Source organism: Micromonospora citrea, from assembly GCF_900090315.1.
GTDB lineage: Bacteria > Actinomycetota > Actinomycetes > Mycobacteriales > Micromonosporaceae > Micromonospora > Micromonospora citrea.
In genome coordinates, this window is record NZ_FMHZ01000002.1 from 6,020,361 (window position 1) to 6,034,959 (window position 14,599).

12 protein-coding genes are annotated in these 14,599 nt (G+C 74.8%); 8 read left to right on the forward strand and 4 right to left on the reverse strand.

Translation table 11 applies throughout. The annotated features are described in order from the left end of the window. The first annotated feature begins 136 nt into the window (after positions 1-136). A complete protein-coding gene (locus GA0070606_RS27565; protein ID WP_176737441.1) occupies positions 137-3,109 on the forward strand; it encodes a helix-turn-helix transcriptional regulator in 2,973 nt (990 codons plus the stop codon). 217 nt (positions 3,110-3,326) lie between these two features. Here the strand turns inward: GA0070606_RS27565 and GA0070606_RS27575 are convergent, their stop codons facing one another. From GA0070606_RS27575 to GA0070606_RS27585, 3 genes are all read right to left on the reverse strand, one after another. Continuing rightward, positions 3,327-3,728, reverse strand: coding sequence for a type 1 periplasmic-binding domain-containing protein (locus tag GA0070606_RS27575; RefSeq protein WP_176737442.1), 402 nt, complete (start codon positions 3,726-3,728; stop codon positions 3,327-3,329). 286 nt (positions 3,729-4,014) lie between these two features. Continuing rightward, complete coding sequence (locus GA0070606_RS27580) at positions 4,015-4,740, reverse strand: 2OG-Fe(II) oxygenase (RefSeq protein WP_091106081.1); 726 nt, start codon at positions 4,738-4,740, stop codon at positions 4,015-4,017. Positions 4,741-5,053: 313 nt separating this feature from the next. Continuing rightward, positions 5,054-5,764: a helix-turn-helix transcriptional regulator gene (locus tag GA0070606_RS27585; protein WP_176737443.1), complete on the reverse strand. Its 711-nt coding sequence runs from the start codon at positions 5,762-5,764 to the stop codon at positions 5,054-5,056. A 66-nt stretch (positions 5,765-5,830) separates the two neighbouring features. On the opposite strand from GA0070606_RS27585, the gene GA0070606_RS27590 reads away from it, so the two are divergent. Together GA0070606_RS27590 and GA0070606_RS27595 are read left to right on the forward strand one after the other, a co-directional pair. Beyond that, positions 5,831-6,715 (forward strand): NmrA family NAD(P)-binding protein, encoded by an 885-nt coding sequence (locus GA0070606_RS27590; RefSeq protein ID WP_091106087.1) that lies wholly within the window; start codon positions 5,831-5,833, stop codon positions 6,713-6,715. A gap of 281 nt (positions 6,716-6,996) precedes the next feature. Beyond that, the gene (locus GA0070606_RS27595) at positions 6,997-7,410 is read left to right on the forward strand and encodes a hypothetical protein (protein WP_141721860.1); all 414 of its coding nucleotides are present in this window, start codon (positions 6,997-6,999) and stop codon (positions 7,408-7,410) included. 88 nt (positions 7,411-7,498) lie between these two features. Here GA0070606_RS27595 and GA0070606_RS27600 read toward each other — a convergent pair whose 3' ends face one another. Continuing rightward, complete coding sequence (locus GA0070606_RS27600) at positions 7,499-8,239, reverse strand: AraC family transcriptional regulator (RefSeq protein ID WP_091106092.1); 741 nt, start codon at positions 8,237-8,239, stop codon at positions 7,499-7,501. Between the two features lie 54 nt (positions 8,240-8,293). Here GA0070606_RS27600 and GA0070606_RS27605 point away from each other — a divergent pair, with 54 nt between their 5' ends. The 5 genes from GA0070606_RS27605 to GA0070606_RS32745 all read left to right on the forward strand — a co-directional run bounded on the left by GA0070606_RS27605 (position 8,294) and on the right by GA0070606_RS32745 (position 14,523). Further along, the gene (locus GA0070606_RS27605; protein WP_091106095.1) at positions 8,294-9,484 is read left to right on the forward strand and encodes an MFS transporter; all 1,191 of its coding nucleotides are present in this window, start codon (positions 8,294-8,296) and stop codon (positions 9,482-9,484) included. Between the two features lie 146 nt (positions 9,485-9,630). Further along, positions 9,631-10,038 carry a YciI family protein gene (locus GA0070606_RS27610; protein WP_091108259.1) on the forward strand — a complete coding sequence of 136 codons (408 nt, stop codon included), beginning with the start codon at positions 9,631-9,633 and terminating at the stop codon, positions 10,036-10,038. Positions 10,039-10,042: 4 nt separating this feature from the next. Next, positions 10,043-11,188 carry an RNA polymerase sigma factor gene (locus tag GA0070606_RS27615; protein WP_091106098.1) on the forward strand — a complete coding sequence of 382 codons (1,146 nt, stop codon included), beginning with the start codon at positions 10,043-10,045 and terminating at the stop codon, positions 11,186-11,188. 125 nt (positions 11,189-11,313) lie between these two features. Next, entirely contained in the window at positions 11,314-14,298 is a 2,985-nt protein-coding gene (locus GA0070606_RS27620) for a helix-turn-helix transcriptional regulator (RefSeq protein WP_091106100.1), read from the forward strand. A 78-nt stretch (positions 14,299-14,376) separates the two neighbouring features. Then, the gene (locus GA0070606_RS32745) at positions 14,377-14,523 is read left to right on the forward strand and encodes a hypothetical protein (protein WP_176737444.1); all 147 of its coding nucleotides are present in this window, start codon (positions 14,377-14,379) and stop codon (positions 14,521-14,523) included. Positions 14,524-14,599 lie beyond the last annotated feature (76 nt).

Here is a 14,599-nt window from a genome sequence, read left to right on the forward strand (position 1 = left end):
CTTGATCGACGGTTGTCGTCGGATAAACGTCGCTTTCCATGCCCCGCGCCGGCCTTAGCATTCCCGCATGGGCAACGGATCCCCTCGTTTCGGACCGGAACTGTCAGAGATACGGGAGCCAGCGAAGTCCGCCACGATGGACAGACTTGTCGGGCGATCGTCCGAAACGCGTCTCCTGCGGGAGGCGTGCAATCGGAACAACGTGCCCATGTGCGCCACATTCGTGCTGTACGGCGACCCCGGCATCGGTAAGACCGAATTGCTGAGGGAATTCGGCGAATTCGCGGCCGACGTGGGCATCCGCGTTTTCCGGGGGCGCGGCACCGGCGACGGCCGACCGTTCGGGACGGCACGCGACCTGGTCGAGGACTGCTTCCGTACCGTCGGCTCGGCGGCGTCCGCCGGCCTGCGGCCGGCGGACGTCCGGGTCCTGCGCCGACTGTCCCGAACAGCCGCCCTCCTGCTGCCCGGGCCGGATCCGACGGCCGAGGAGCCGGCCGTCGAGCCCCGGCGGGTGCACGAGGCGGTCTGTTCCCTGCTGGAGGCCGTCAGCGCCGAACCGGCGGCGGTGGTCCTCCTCGACGACCTGCACCGAGCCGACGAGAACTCCGTCGAACTGTTCGAACAACTGCTGCGCCGCCCGCGCAGGGGACGGCTCGTCGTCGGCGCGGCGGTGCGGCCCAGACAGGCGCCCGCGCGGCTGTTGCGCGCGGTCGCCGACGCCGAGCGGCGCGACGACGCCACGATCGTCGACCTGGCCCCGCTGCGTCCGGGCGACGCCGGGCAACTGGTGGACTCGTGGGGGGTGCCGCCGCGCTGCCGGGAGGCGGTGCTCGCCGCCGGCGACGGCAACCCGCTCTATCTCACCGCGCTGGCCCTGGCCCACCGCGACGCCTCGTCGTCCGCCCTTCCGCCACCGGTGCCGACCTGTCGTGACGCGCTGCTCCACCTGGAGTTGCCGCGCCCGGCGCACGCCGCGCTGTCGGCGGACTTCGACGGCCTGTCCGCGCGGCAGAGCATGGTGGCGTCCGCCGCGGCGCTGGCCGGGGAGAGCTTCGACCCGGGCCTGGTCGCCGCCGTCTGTCGGCTGACGCCCGGCGAGGTGTACGCCGTCCTCGACGCGCTGGTCGACCGCGATCTCATCCGACCGGTGCCGGGCGGCTTCCGGTACCGCCACCCACTCCTGCGGATCGTGGCGTACGGCGCGGCGAGCCCGGTCTGGCGGCTCGACGCGCACCGTGCGGTCGAGGCCGCGCTGCGCGACCGCGGCGCGGCACCCTCGGTACGGGCGGGCCACGTCGAGCGCTATGCCGTCGCGGGCGAGCGGGCGGCGGTCGACACCCTCGTCGCGGCGGCGGTCGCGGCCGCCGAGACCGCGCCGGCCACCAGCGCCCACTGGCTGACGGTGGCGCTGCGCCTGCTGCCCGGCGACGAGGACAGCTCCGCCATCGAACAGCGGCTGCGGATCCTGCGGGCCCGGTCCCTCGCGGTCGCCGGCCGGCTACAGCTCAGCCGCGAGCAGCTGCACGACGTGCGCCGGTGTCTGTCGGCCGGGAGCGTCGAGCAGCGGATCGAGGTCGCCGCGCTCTCCGCCCTGGTTGACCGGCTGCTCGGCCGGCACGTCGAGGCCCGGGCACGACTGCTGCGGGAGATCGAGGCCCTGCCCGACCGGCGTACCGGTCCCGCGGTGCGGCTCCGCCTGGAGCTCGCCGCGACCTGGCTCTGCGATCGGGTGCCGGCGGAGGCGCCGGCCTGGGCCGACGAGACCCGGGAACTCGCCGCCGCGTCGGGCGACCCCGCCCTGCTGGCGGCGGCACTGGCCGTCAACGTCGCCACCCGGGTGGCCGCCGGGACGTTCACCGACCAGACGTCCGCCCTCGCCGACGACGCCGCGGCGCACGTCGACGCGCTCCCCGACGGCGACCTGCGGTCGAATCTGGAGATCGTCTGGTTCATGAGCTGGGCGGAGATCGGCCTCGAACGGTTCGGGGCCGCCCAGCGGCACCTGGCCCGGGGCCTGCAACTGGCCCGGGTCGGCGGTCAGCACCACCTGACCACCCACCTGCTGCACGGGCAGGCCACGGTGCACGCGCTGCTGGGGCGCCTCGACGCGGCAGCCGCATGCGCGCGGGAGGCGTTGTCGGCGGCGGCGGGCACCGACAGCGAGGTCCTGCGGACGCTCGCCCTGACCCAGACCGCGTGGACCGCCATCTGGCAGGGGCGGCTGCCGGAGGCGGTCGCCGACGCCACGGAGGCCGTCCGGTGCGCCCGACCGGAGACGGGCTGGTACGGCAGGTCCGCGCAGGCCACCCTCGCCTGTGCCCGGCTGCACGCGGGCGAGCCGGCGGACTGTGCGGACCTGCTCGGGGCGGGGCCGGCCCACGACACGGGCGGGCTGGTCGTCGCCCGCAGCTTCTGGTACTACCTGCTGGCGGTCGCGAACGCCGAGCGCGGCGAGACCGCCACCGCCCGCGGCTGGGCGGAGCGCGCGGAGCACGCGGCACCGCCGTCGCTGGCGCTGCCGAGGGCGTTCGCCCACCTCGCCCACGCCAGCGCCCTCGCCGGGGACCCGGCCGCCGCGGCGGTCGCCGCGCAGCGGGCGGCGGCCCTCTTCGAGCCCGCGGGAACCAGGCTGTACGCCGGGCGGGCGCACCTGTCCGCCGCCGTCGCCTTCGGCTCGGCGGGCCGGCTCGGACCGGCCCGTGCGGCCTTCGCCAGGGCGCGGGCCCACTTCGAACAGTGCGGCGCCGAGCGGTACCTGGCCGAGGCCGTGCGCGAGGAGCGACGCATGAACTCGCGCCGCCCTCGGCAACGCGCCCGCGTCGCGGCCGAGGACGGCGTCGGGCGCCCGGAGCGGCCCGCGTTGACCGACCGCGAACTCGAGGTCGCGCGGATGGTGACCACCGGGCTGACCAACGACCAGATAGCCCGCCGCCTGTTCCTCAGCCCCCGGACCATCGAGGCGCACCTGCACCGCATCTTCGCCAAGCTGGGCGTCAACAGCCGTACGGCGGTGGCGGCGATCCTGGCCGCCGGAATTCCGCCCGCCCCGCTCCAGGGCATCGGCATCGGGCAGGGCAAGCGCAACGCCATGGGGCAACTGGCCTAGTCGGTCGTCATCCCGTGCGGCGTGATCCAGGACCGGCGGTCGTGCCGGGACGCCTTCACCGCACCCGCACGGGGCCGGAGCGCCGGACGGGTGGCCCGGGCTCGCCGGACGCGTCCGTTCGGACCGCAGGCTCCCAGCCGGGCGGTGAGCGCCACGCAGGGCATCAGCACCGCGCAACACCAGAAGGGCCGGGTGACGCCCTCCGCCAGCGCCGCCCTCACTCGCCGGTTCGGGGCGGAAACGTGGTGACGCCGCGACCGCGCACCTCCCAGGTGCCGCCGTCCACGCCGGCGCCGCGCAGACCGTCCAGCGCGCCGGGACCGGCGAGCGCCGGCAGGCGCGAGTCGCACAGGGATCCGAACGCGTACGTCCGGGCCGGCTCCCACGCGGTGCTCACCAGCATCCGTCGGGCGAGTTGAACGAAGCCGGTCATGGCCGCGGCGACGACCCAGGCGTCAGGGGTCTCCGCGGTCATCCGGTCGGCGGCCCGCAGCCACGAGGCCGCCGTCTCGGGCCAGTCGACGACCGCCAGGACGACGCCGCCGCGCGCCTCCCACAACGCGGTGAACGCCGCCACGGACGCTGTGGCGGCGGCGTCCCTGCTGTGACCGACCGTCACGGTCGTGACGCCGGCCCCGGGCGCCGTCAGCAGGCCGGTGAGTGCCGCCAGCTCGGCCGCCGTGTGCGGGGCGGGCCGCGGAAGCCGCTCGTACGCGGTCGCGGCGGCCGGGTCGAGCAGCGGAGACGGGCGTGCCCCGTCGCCGCCGGGGTTGCGGCGCCGGTCATCAGGGCCATCAGGCCCGCCCCTCGTGGCCCGCGCCGGTCTCCCGGGTCCCGCCGGAAACTCAACCCCATCGGCTACGTCCTCGGCGCCCGACAGCCGCCCGGATGGGCGTCGGGTGTCGCTACGCATCGTGGAAGACCAGGCCGAGGGCGTGGCGGCGGCCGGAGTGGACGACGCTGACCCCGTGCCGAACGGAGCCGGCGGACCAGCCGCGCCTGGTGCGGACGGGGCGGTCCCGGGTGGTGAAGACGAGGCCGTGTCCCCGGGGCAGGGCGACGGTCGTGCCGCGCGACTGGGCGCGGGGCCGCTGCTCGACGAGCAGGAACTCGCCCCCGGTGTAGTCGGCGCCGTACGCGTCGAGGCCGATCACCACCTGGAGTGGGAAGACGAGATCACCGAAGACGTCGCGGTGCAGGGCGTTCCAGTCGCCCTGCCCGTAACGCAGCAGGATCTGCGCGGAGCGGTCCTGCCCCGCCGCGTGACACGTCGCCAGCCACTCGTGCAGGTCGTCCGGCCAGGGTGCGGGCCGACCGAGCCGCTCGGCCCAGTCGCGGGCCACCGCCACCAGGCGCGGGTAGAGAGCCTCGCGCAGTTCGGCGACCACGGGGGGCAACTCGTGGGTGAAGTAGCGGTACGTTCCGGAGCCGAAGCGGTGCCGGGCCATGTCGACGGTGCTGCGGAACAGCTCAGCCCGCTCGAACAGCCCGGCGACGGCCTGACACTGCCCGGGGTCGAGCAGCTCGGAGGTCAGGGCGCAGCCGGTCGCGTCCAGCGCCTCGGCGAGCGCGACCCAGTCCGTCTCGTCGACGCGCCGGCGGGCGTCTCGACGGGTGCTGTCGGCGTACATGAATCTCCCGGGTGTCAGACGGTGGTATGGGACCTTCGAGCGCGAGCGGCGTCTGCTCGCGACGCACCGGTCCGCCCGGCGGTCACGCCGCAGGTGCGACCGGGTGGTGTCCGGGTCAGTTCAGGCCCGGCGGTGGCGGTAGGCGTGCGCGCCGGGCCTCCTCACGACGCCGCCGATGGCTCCTGGAACACCAGGGTGCGCCTTCGAGGTCGCGGGTTCCGGCGGTTATCGGACTTGGCACCCCGGGGAGGGCACGTCCGGAGCCTCGACCCGGCACGGCATGGCTGAGGTGCCACCGCCGAGGCCCGGGAACTCAGCCGCGACCGGTCGCTGACCTGCCGAAGTCGGTGCGCAGCCAGGTGGCGAGGTCGTCGGCGGGGGGATCGCGCCGCGCCGTCGGCCCGTCGGCGGTCACGTCGCTCATCCGGTCGAGACGGAAGACCCGCCAGTCGGCGCGGTCGTGGTCGTAGGCCAGCACGTTCCACCGGCCGCGTACGAACAGGCAGCGCACGGAGTCGACCCGCCGCCGGGAGGTGGTTCCGTGCCGGTCGGTGTAGGTGAAGCGGACCCCGAGGTCGGCGGCGGCCGCGGCCGTCAGCGGTCCGAGGAGGGCGTCCTCCGGCGGCGCCTCGTCGAGTACGACCGTCTCGCTGTGGGCGGCGACGTCGGTGGCGAGGGCCGCCAGCCGCCGGGGCAGGACCCGGCGCAACTTGACCAGGGCCCGCGCGGCGGCCTCGGCCGCCGGCCCCTGCTCGGCCATCCGGAGCCCGACGACCAGGGCGACCACCTCGTCGTCGTCGAACACCATCGGCGGCACCCGGGCGCCCACCGCGAGCCGGTAATGGCCCCCGGGCCCCGGCCTGCCCACCACCTCGTAACCGAGTTCGGCAAGTCGCCGCAGGTCGCGGCGCAGCGTGCGTGGGCTGACGCCGGTGCGCTCGGCGAGTTCGGCAGCCGACCAGGTGGACCGGGTCTGCAGCAGGGTCAGCAGGAGCAGGGCGCGGGCGGCGACGTCGTGATCCATGACAGCACCAAGGATGCCCGGAGATGTGGCCATCAGCTGACCACATCCGGCGTTAGCGTCGTCCGCATGACCATCGCCACCACCGCACCGTCCGGCAACGTCGGCCGCCACGTCGTGCGCGACCTCGTCCGCGCCGGCATCAGGCCCCGGGTGCTCGGACACCGCCCGGAGAGTCTCTCCCCGGCCCTGCGTGACCACGTCGACCTGCGGGTCGTCGACCTCGCCGACGAGGCCGCCGTCGAGGAGTCGATCCGGGGAGTCGAGGCGCTCTTCGTCACCGTCCCGGCGGTCATGTCCGAGGATCCCCTGGCCGACTACGCACGCTTCGGCGCGTCGATCGCTGCCGCCGTGACCCGCTCGGGTGTCGCCCGGGTCGTGCTGCAGAGCAGCGTGGGCGCGGAGCTGCGGCACGGCGCCGGCGAGATCGACGGCCTGGCCCGGGTCGAGGAGCTGCTCGACGGCACCGGCGCGGCGGTGCTGCACCTGCGCTGCGGGTTCTTCTTCTCCAACCTGCTGCCGCAGATCGACCAGCTGCGCGCCGGCGAGGTGCCGGTCGTGCTCCCCACCGACCAGCCGATGGCGTGGGTGGCCCCCACCGACATCGCCCGGGTCGCCACCTCGTGGCTGCTGCGCGCCGACTGGTCCGGCCGCCACGTCCAGGGCGTGCACGGCCCGGAGGACCTCAGCTGGGACGAGGCTCTCGCCGTCGTCGGCCGGGCGACCGGGCACTCCGTGCGAGCCCGGCGGGTGACCGACGAGGAGATGCGGGCGATGCTCGCCGGCGCCGGGATGAGCGCGAAACAGGTCGAGGCTGTGCTCGGGATGTCGACCGGGCTGCGCGACGGCTTCGTGCCCGAGCAGATCCGCGATGTCACCACCACCACGCCGACGACCCTGGCCGCCTGGTCGTACGCCGTCCTCCGCCCGCTCCTCACGCCTTCGGAGGGCTGACGCCGCCGAGGGAGATCCGCGGGCAGGCACGCGGCCAGGCCTGGGACCTTCGTGGACCGGTGGCGCCGCCGCGCTGGCACCGTCCCGCCGGGGGCCGATCCGAACGGCGCGCTCGGTGGCCCCGACCGGTGGACGCGCCAAGCGGGGCCGGCTCGACCGGCCGCTCCGGCGCACGGGCCGCCCTCGCCCGCCTACCCGTTCATCGTCTCCCGTCTACGATGAGCCTCGTCCAGGCGATCATGACGCAGAGCGTCGAACGGGGGAGGATCCGCATGCGACTGATGCGACGACTGGCAACCATCGCGGCCGTTACGGCCGCCGTCCTCTTTGCGGCCAGCACGCCGGCGAGCGCCGAGCCGCCGGCGAACGTCCACTGGCTCTACACGTCGACCGGTAGCGGCGCGGTGTTCTTCGACGCCGACCTGGAGGGCTACCCGTCCTACGAGAAGATCACCGTCTGCGACAACAGGACCGACGGCCGGGGGATCTACGCCTACGTCGAGGGCGTGCGGGTGAACCCGAGCAGCCCCACCGACCACGTCGGATTCGAGTTCAGGGACCCCTCCAACGACGGCCAGTGCCGTTCCTGGGCCACCAACTACTTCGCGGACGGGTACGGCGTCTACGTCCAGGTCTGTGAGTACTGGGGCGACAGGATCGAGCACTGCACGTACACCAACAGGGGTGTGGCGTAGCACGGCGTGCCGGCCGCCTCGCCGGGAACGGCGGGGCGGCCGCGAGCAGCGCCGGGACGGCGGTGGAGCGGGAACCTTCGTGGCGAGATCAGCGTAGATGTGTCCCGGGCGTGTGCCCGAAGGCCCGCCGGAAGACGTCGATGAAGGCGCTCGCGGACGCCCACCCGCAGCGCCGGGCCACGGCGGTGACCGGGACGTCGTCGGCGAGCAGCAGCAGCGCGTGGTGCAGTCGCAGCTGGGTGCGCCACTGCGGAAAGCTCATGCCGAGATCGGAGGCGAACAGCCGGGTCAGCGTGCGGTCGCTCGCGCCGACCTCCCGCCCCAGTGCGGCGAGCGTGCGCCCGTCCGCCGGGTCGGCGCGCAGGATCGCGCAGAGCGCGACGAGCCGGGCGTCGGTGGGGTGCGGCAGGTGGAAGGGTCGTCGGGGCGACACGCTGAGCTGATCGAGCAGGACCGCGCGTAGCCGTTCACGCTCCGGGCTGGCGTCCTGTGGATCGCGGGTGTAGGCCAGGATCAGCTCGCGCAGCAGCGGCCCCACACCGAGCACGGCGGGCCGGTCGAGCGCCAGCGGGTTGTCCCGCGCGGGCAGACCGACCAGGTGCAGCTCGGACCGGCCGTGGGCCCGATGGGCGTGGACGGTCCCGGCGGGGATCCAGATCGCCCGGTTCGTGGGTGCCACCCACGATCCCGCGTCCGTGTCGATCGTGAGCACGCCCCGGCCGGCGTAGACGATCTGGTGGTCGTCGTGCCGGTGAGGGGTGATGCGAGCCCCCGCGGGCAACGGCTGGGCCCGGGTCGGGGCGATCGCGACGTGGCGGGTCTCAGACATCAGATGGCACTTTATCGGAAGCGCGACAGCGCGACGGCCGGCGAGGATGGCCGCGTGCGAAGACGCGAATCGATCGTCCCGCTGTCGGCCGGGCATGCGTGTGTGGACTTCTACCAGGGAGCGGTGACGGCGCTGGTGCCGTTCTTCGTCGCCGAGCGGTCGTACACGTACGCCGCCGCCTCGGGCATCGTGCTGGCCGCCTCGTTGCTCTCCTCGCTCGCGCAGCCACTGTTCGGCGCGCTGACCGACCGGCGGGCGCTGCCCTGGCTGCTGCCGGTCAGCACGCTGCTGGCCGGGGCCGGCACCGCGTTCGCCGGCGTCATCGCCTCCTACGCGACGACGCTGACACTCGTCGCGATCGCCGGCATCGGCGTGGCCGCGTACCATCCCGAGTCCGCCCGCCTCGCCCGCCGGGCCAGTCGGGGCAGCCACACCGCGATGGGCTGGTTCTCCCTCGGCGGGAACCTCGGCTTCGCGTGCGCGCCCCTGCTGGTCGCCCTGGTGATGGCAGGGGGTGGCCTGGGGCTGACACCCGTGCTCATCGTTCCGGCCCTGGTCGGCGCCGCGCTGTGCGCGCCCGCGCTGCGTGGCGCGGACACCGGGTCGGCCGCCCGCACCGGAGCCCGGACCGGCGGAGCCGACCTCAGGTCGTTCGCCGTCCTGACGCTGACCCTGATCTGCCGGTCCGTCGTCTTCATCGGCCTCGGCACCTTCATCTCGCTCTACGCCCAGGAACGCACCGGCGGCGGCGCGTCCGCCGGCGCCATCGCGCTGTTCCTGCTCTACCTGGGCGGCGCGGCCGGTACCGTGGTCGGCGGCCGGCTGGCCGACCGGTGGGACCGGGTGACCGTGGTCCGGTGGTCCTGCCTCCTGACGCTGCCCGCCGTCGCCGGGGTGGTTCTCGTGCCGGGGCCGGCCCTCTACCTCTTCGTGCTGCTCACCTCCGCCGGCCTCTACATCCCGTTCTCGCTGCAGGTCACGCTCGGCCAGGACTACCTGCCCAACCACGTCGGCACCGCCAGCGGGATCACGCTGGGTCTCACGATCAGCGTCGGCGGCCTGGCCAGTCCGCTCATCGGCGCGCTCGCGGACGCCACGTCGCTGCGCACGGCACTCGCGCCGCTGATCGTCCTGCCGGCGCTGGCCTGGTTGCTCGTCCGGCTCCTCGCCGAGCCACCGGCGCCACCCCTCGCCGAGCCGGCGCCGCGGCCGCCGCTCTCCGGCGTCGGTTCCACCGGCGGGTGACCGGTCGAGGGTACGCGCCGGTCGGGTCGGCCCCCGTCCAGGAGACCCGGAAACATCTCGGCCGGCGATGTCGAGAACCGGGGATCGACTCCGTCCCCGCAGCGAACGCGGCCAGAATGGGTCGCGCCGGCACCGAGGAGAACACCATGGCCAAGTACCTGCTGCTCAAGCACTACCGCGGAGCCCCGGCTCCGGTCAACGACGTGCCCATGGACCAGTGGACGCCGGAGGAGATCTCCGCGCACATGCGCTACATGCACGACTTCGCGGCCCGGCTCGAGGGCACCGGCGAGTTCGTGGACGGTCAGGCGCTCGCCCCCGAGGGGACGTTCGTCCGCTACGACGGAGAGGGGCGCCCGCCGGTCACCGACGGCCCGTTCGCCGAGACCAAGGACCTCATCGCCGGCTGGATGGTGATCGACGTGGACAGCTACGAGCGCGCCGTCGAGCTGGCCGGCGAGCTGTCCGCGGCGCCGGGGGCGGGTGGAAAGCCGATCCACGAGTGGCTCGAGCTGCGCCCCTTCCTGACCGCGCCGCCCACCATCACGGAGTGACCTGATGGACGAGGCCCTGCTGCGGAGCCTCACCCCGGTCGTGCTCGGCATCCTCGTCCGTCGCGGAGCCACCTTCGCGGCGGCCGAGGACGCCGTGCAGGACGCGCTGGTCGAGGCCGTCCGCGTCTGGCCCGCCGACCCGCCACGCGATCCGAAGGGCTGGCTGGTCACCGTGGCCTGGCGCAGGTTCCTCGACGCGGCCCGCGCCGACGCCGCCCGACGCCGGCGCGAGGACCTCGTCGACGTCGAGCCCGCGCCCGGCCCCGTGCCCGCGTTCGACGACACGCTCCAGCTCTACTTCCTGTGCGCCCACCCGGCGCTGACGCCGTCGTCCGCGGTCGCGCTCACGCTGCGCGCCGTCGGCGGACTGACCACCCGCCAGATCGCCCAGGCGTACCTGGTCCCCGAGGCGACCATGGCGCAGCGCATCAGCCGCGCCAAGCGCACCGTCTCCGGCGTCCGGTTCGACCGGTCGGGCGACGTCGCCACCGTGCTGCGCGTGCTCTACCTCGTCTTCAACGAGGGCTACTCCGGCGACGTCGACCTGGCGGCCGAGGCCATCCGGCTCACCCGGCAGCTCGCGACCGCGATCGACCATCCCGAGGTGGCGGGGCTGCTCGCCCTCATGCTGCTGCACCACGCCCGGCGCGCCGCCCGGATCGCGCCTGACGGCAGCCTGGTGCCGCTGGCCGAGCAGGACCGCCGCCGGTGGGACACCAGGTCGATCGCCGAGGGCGTCGAGATCCTGCGGGCGGCCCTCGCCCGCGACCGGCTGGGCGAGTTCCAGGCCCAGGCCGCCATCGCCGCGCTGCACGCCGACGCGCCCACCGCCGGAGAGACCGACTGGGTGCAGATCGTCGAGTGGTACGACGAGCTCGCGCGGCTGACCGACAGCCCGGTCGTCCGGCTCAACCGCGCGGTGGCCGTCGGCGAGGCCGACGGCCCGCGCGCCGGCCTGGCGGCGCTCGCGGCCCTGGACGACTCGCTGCCCCGCCACGCCGCGGTGGCGGCGTACCTCCACGAGCGCGACGGCGACCTCGCGACGGCGGCGAGACTGTACGCCGACGCGGCCCACAAGGCCCCCAACCTCGCCGAACGCGACCACCTGACGCGGCAGGCCGCCCGCCTCAACGCCCGCCTGCGCCCCTGAGGGGCAGGATCGGGCGGCGGCACCGGCGCCGGTGGAACCGCCCGCCCACGACGAGACGCCACGGTGCCCGCGAGGGCGGGACGCCTTGCCGCCGGTCGGCACATAAACGATGATCACTGACAGCTGTGACGGTACGAGCGGACGAGCGGTGGGGGACGGTGGTGGTCGGCGAAGACTCTCCCCGCCGCGGCGCGGCAGAGCCGGTCGACGGGGTCGCGGCCCCGCTGCTGATCGGCCGCGAGGAGGAGCTGGCCCGGCTGGAGCGGGTCCTCACCAACCCCTCGGCGCTGGTGCTGATCGAGGGCGAGGCCGGCGTCGGCAAGAGCCGGCTCCTGGAGGAGTTCCTGGCTTCCCCCGCCGGTGGTGCCCATCGCGCGCTGACGGCCGTCTGTCCGCCCCTGCGCGAGCCGTACACGTTGGGACCGATCGTCGATGCCCTGCTGGCCACCGACGTCGACGCGGTGGCGAACCTGGGCCTCAGCGGCCTGGCCGGGGCCCTGCGACCGCTGTTCCCCGAGTGGGCCGAGCACCTGCCGCCGGCTCCCGAGCCGGCGGGGGACGCGAGCGCCGCACGCCACCGGGTGCTCCGGGCCCTCGCCGAACTGCTCGACCGGCTGGGTGTGGACCTGCTCGTCGTCGACGACGCACAGTGGTCCGACGACGCCACCCGGGAGTTCCTGCTCTTCCTGGCCGAACGGCACGGCAGGGGTCCCAGCCTGGTGGTGGCCTACCGCCCGGAGGACCTGGTCGGGGACCCCTGGTTGTTGCGCCTGTCGGGACGCCTCAGGCCACACCGCGCACGCCTGCGGGTCGTTCTCGACCCGCTCGACGAGGCCGAGACCGCGGCGCTCGCCTCGTCGATGCTGGCCAACCAGCGGGTCTCCGGCGAATTCGCCCAGCACCTGCACGCGCGCACCGAAGGGGTGCCGCTCGCCGTGGAGGAGTGCGTGCGGCTGATGGCCCGACGCGGCGACCTCGTGCGCCGCGACCAGGGCTGGAAGCGGCTGCCGCTGGACGAGATCGTGGTGCCCCCGACGGTGCGGGACACCGTGCTGGAGCACGCCGGCCGCCTCGACGGCTCCACCCGGGCGGTGCTGCGAGCCGCCGCGGTCGTCGCCGATCCCGTCGCCGAACACCTGCTGTGGCGGATCAGCGAACTGCCGCCGGACGAGTTCGCCGCCGGCCTGGCCGAAGCCGTCGCGCGCCGCCTGCTGCACCGACGGGGCCACCTCCGGGTGTCCTTCCGCCACGTGCTGGCCGGCCGGGCCATCTACGACGCCATCGACGAACGGGACCGCCGTTCGCTGCACGAGCGCGCCGGGCGGGTGCTCGAAACCGTGACCCCGCGACCGCTGGCGCAGCTCGCGCGGCACTTCCGGCAGGCCGGCGACGGCGAGAGGTGGGGCAGGTACGCGGAACTCTCCGCGGACGTGGCGCTGCAGACCGGCGACGAGACGACCGCGGGCGCGCTGCTGCACGACGTGCTGACCAACGGCGACGTGCCCGCCGAGCAGATGTGCGCGCTGGTGGAGAAGGTGCCGTTCGGTTCCTTCACCGGCCCGGGTCGTCTGCGGGACCTCGCCGCCGCCGTGCGCCGGGTGCTCGACCGAGGCGTCCCGGATCCGGCGGTGGAGGCCAGTCTCCGCTTCCAGCTCGCCCGGATCCTCAACGACATGGAGGAGTTCGACGAGGCGCACGCCGAGTTGGAACGGGCGCTACCGCACCTCGACCGTCGGCGTGCCGCACCCGCCGTCGCCATGATGCTGCTCGGCTGGCCGCGCGGCCGCTCGCCGGCGGCCCGGCACCTGACCTGGTTGGACCGGGCGGCCGAGTTCGCGCGGTCGCTGGAGCCGTCGGACCGGCTACGGGTCGCGGCCGGCCGGGCGCCCGCCCTGCTGCAACTCGGTGACGAGCGTGGCTGGGCGGAGGCGGCGCAGATTCCGCAGGCGGCCCGGACCGTCAGGGACCGCCGGATCATCACGGTCGGCTACCTCAACATCGGCGACGGGGCCATGCGGTGGGGGCGGTACGCGGAGGCCGGCGGTTGGCTCGCCACCGCGCGCCGGCTCGCGATCGAGTACGAGCAGGTCAGGATCAGGGATCTCGTCGACTCCACCCAGTTGCACCTCGACTGGTTCACGGGCGCCTGGGACGGCCTCGCGGCGCGCGCGGCCACGCTGGCGAACACCGACGATCTCCACCCGGTCAGCCGGGTCGAGCCGATCATGGTCAGTGGCCTGCTGCGCATGGCGGCCGGTGACCTCGTCCAGGCGGCCCGGGAGATCGAACGCGCGGTGGCCGGCGCCCGCGACGCCGGGGCCTGGGACACCGTCGCCGAGGCGGTGGCGACGTTGGTGCAGATCCGGCTGCGCGAGGGCCGGCCCGGCGAGGCGTTGACCATCTCCCGCGACCCGTGCGAGGTCGTCGCGGAGAAGGGGGTCTGGCTGTGGGGCACCGACGTGGTGCCCGCACGCGTACAGGCCCTGCTCGCCGTCGGAGCCGCGGCGCAGGCGCAGGACCTGGTCGACGCGTTCGCCCGAGGGCTGCGCGACGGGCGGTTGCCGGCACCGCGGGCCGCCGTGCTGGACTGCCGTGGCCTGCTCGCCGAGGCCGCCGGCGATTACACCTCGGCGGCGGGCCTGTTCGGGCGGGCCGCCGCGGCCTGGGCGGCGCTTCCCCGACCGTACGGCGCGGCGCTCTCCCGCGAGCGGCAGGCAGGGTGCCTGATCCGGGCCGGCGCCGTCCCGGAGGGGCTCGACCTGCTCACCGACGTCCTGGGTGGACTGTCGTCCCTGCCGGCGAGGCTCGACGTGGACCGCGTCGCCCGTACCCTCCGCGCGCACGGACGCCCGGTGCCGCGCGTGTGGCGCGGCGGCCGGAAGGGCTACGGGTCGGACCTGTCGCCCCGCGAGCGGGAGGTCGTCGTCCTCGCGGCCGAGGGGCGGACGAACCGGGAGATCGCCGACGCCCTGCACCGCTCGCACCACACCGTGGCCAGCCAGATGAAGTCGGCGATGCGCAAGCTCGGGGTCTCCTCGCGGGCGGCGCTCACCGCACGGGCGATCGGCACGGGACTGGTCTGCGAGCCAGGCGCGGACTCGGGGGACTGACGCCCCGCAAGCGCTTCCGGGTTGTTTCACTCACCTGAGGGATCGCAGCGCCGTCCCGCCGTTGACCACGATGCTGGCATGCCGCAGCGAGATGACCCGGACGAGGACGAGACGACGTCGCCGGAGACCGCCCGCCCCGCCGACGCACGCGTGGAGCCCCGTCCGGGGGCCGGACCGGGCGACGACACCGACGTCGAGGACGACGACCGGTACCTGCCGCTGTGACCGGTCGAGGCCGCAGCCCCCACACCCCCTTCCAGGGAGGATCCCTCATGCGCCCAGCCCATCCCTCGAGACGAAG

Excerpts from the sequence above, each read along its gene's own strand:
- GA0070606_RS27595 (WP_141721860.1), top strand. The coding sequence starts at position 6,997 with ATGCGACGACTGGCAACCATCGCGGCCGTTACGGCCGCCGTCCTCTTT.
- GA0070606_RS27600 (WP_091106092.1), bottom strand. The coding sequence starts at position 8,239 with ATGTCTGAGACCCGCCACGTCGCGATCGCCCCGACCCGGGCCCAGCCG.
- GA0070606_RS27615 (WP_091106098.1), top strand. The coding sequence starts at position 10,043 with ATGGACGAGGCCCTGCTGCGGAGCCTCACCCCGGTCGTGCTCGGCATC.
- GA0070606_RS27565 (WP_176737441.1), top strand. The coding sequence starts at position 137 with ATGGACAGACTTGTCGGGCGATCGTCCGAAACGCGTCTCCTGCGGGAG.
- GA0070606_RS32745 (WP_176737444.1), top strand. The coding sequence starts at position 14,377 with ATGCCGCAGCGAGATGACCCGGACGAGGACGAGACGACGTCGCCGGAG.
- GA0070606_RS27610 (WP_091108259.1), top strand. The coding sequence starts at position 9,631 with ATGGCCAAGTACCTGCTGCTCAAGCACTACCGCGGAGCCCCGGCTCCG.
- GA0070606_RS27580 (WP_091106081.1), bottom strand. The coding sequence starts at position 4,740 with ATGTACGCCGACAGCACCCGTCGAGACGCCCGCCGGCGCGTCGACGAG.
- GA0070606_RS27585 (WP_176737443.1), bottom strand. The coding sequence starts at position 5,764 with ATGGATCACGACGTCGCCGCCCGCGCCCTGCTCCTGCTGACCCTGCTG.
- GA0070606_RS27590 (WP_091106087.1), top strand. The coding sequence starts at position 5,831 with ATGACCATCGCCACCACCGCACCGTCCGGCAACGTCGGCCGCCACGTC.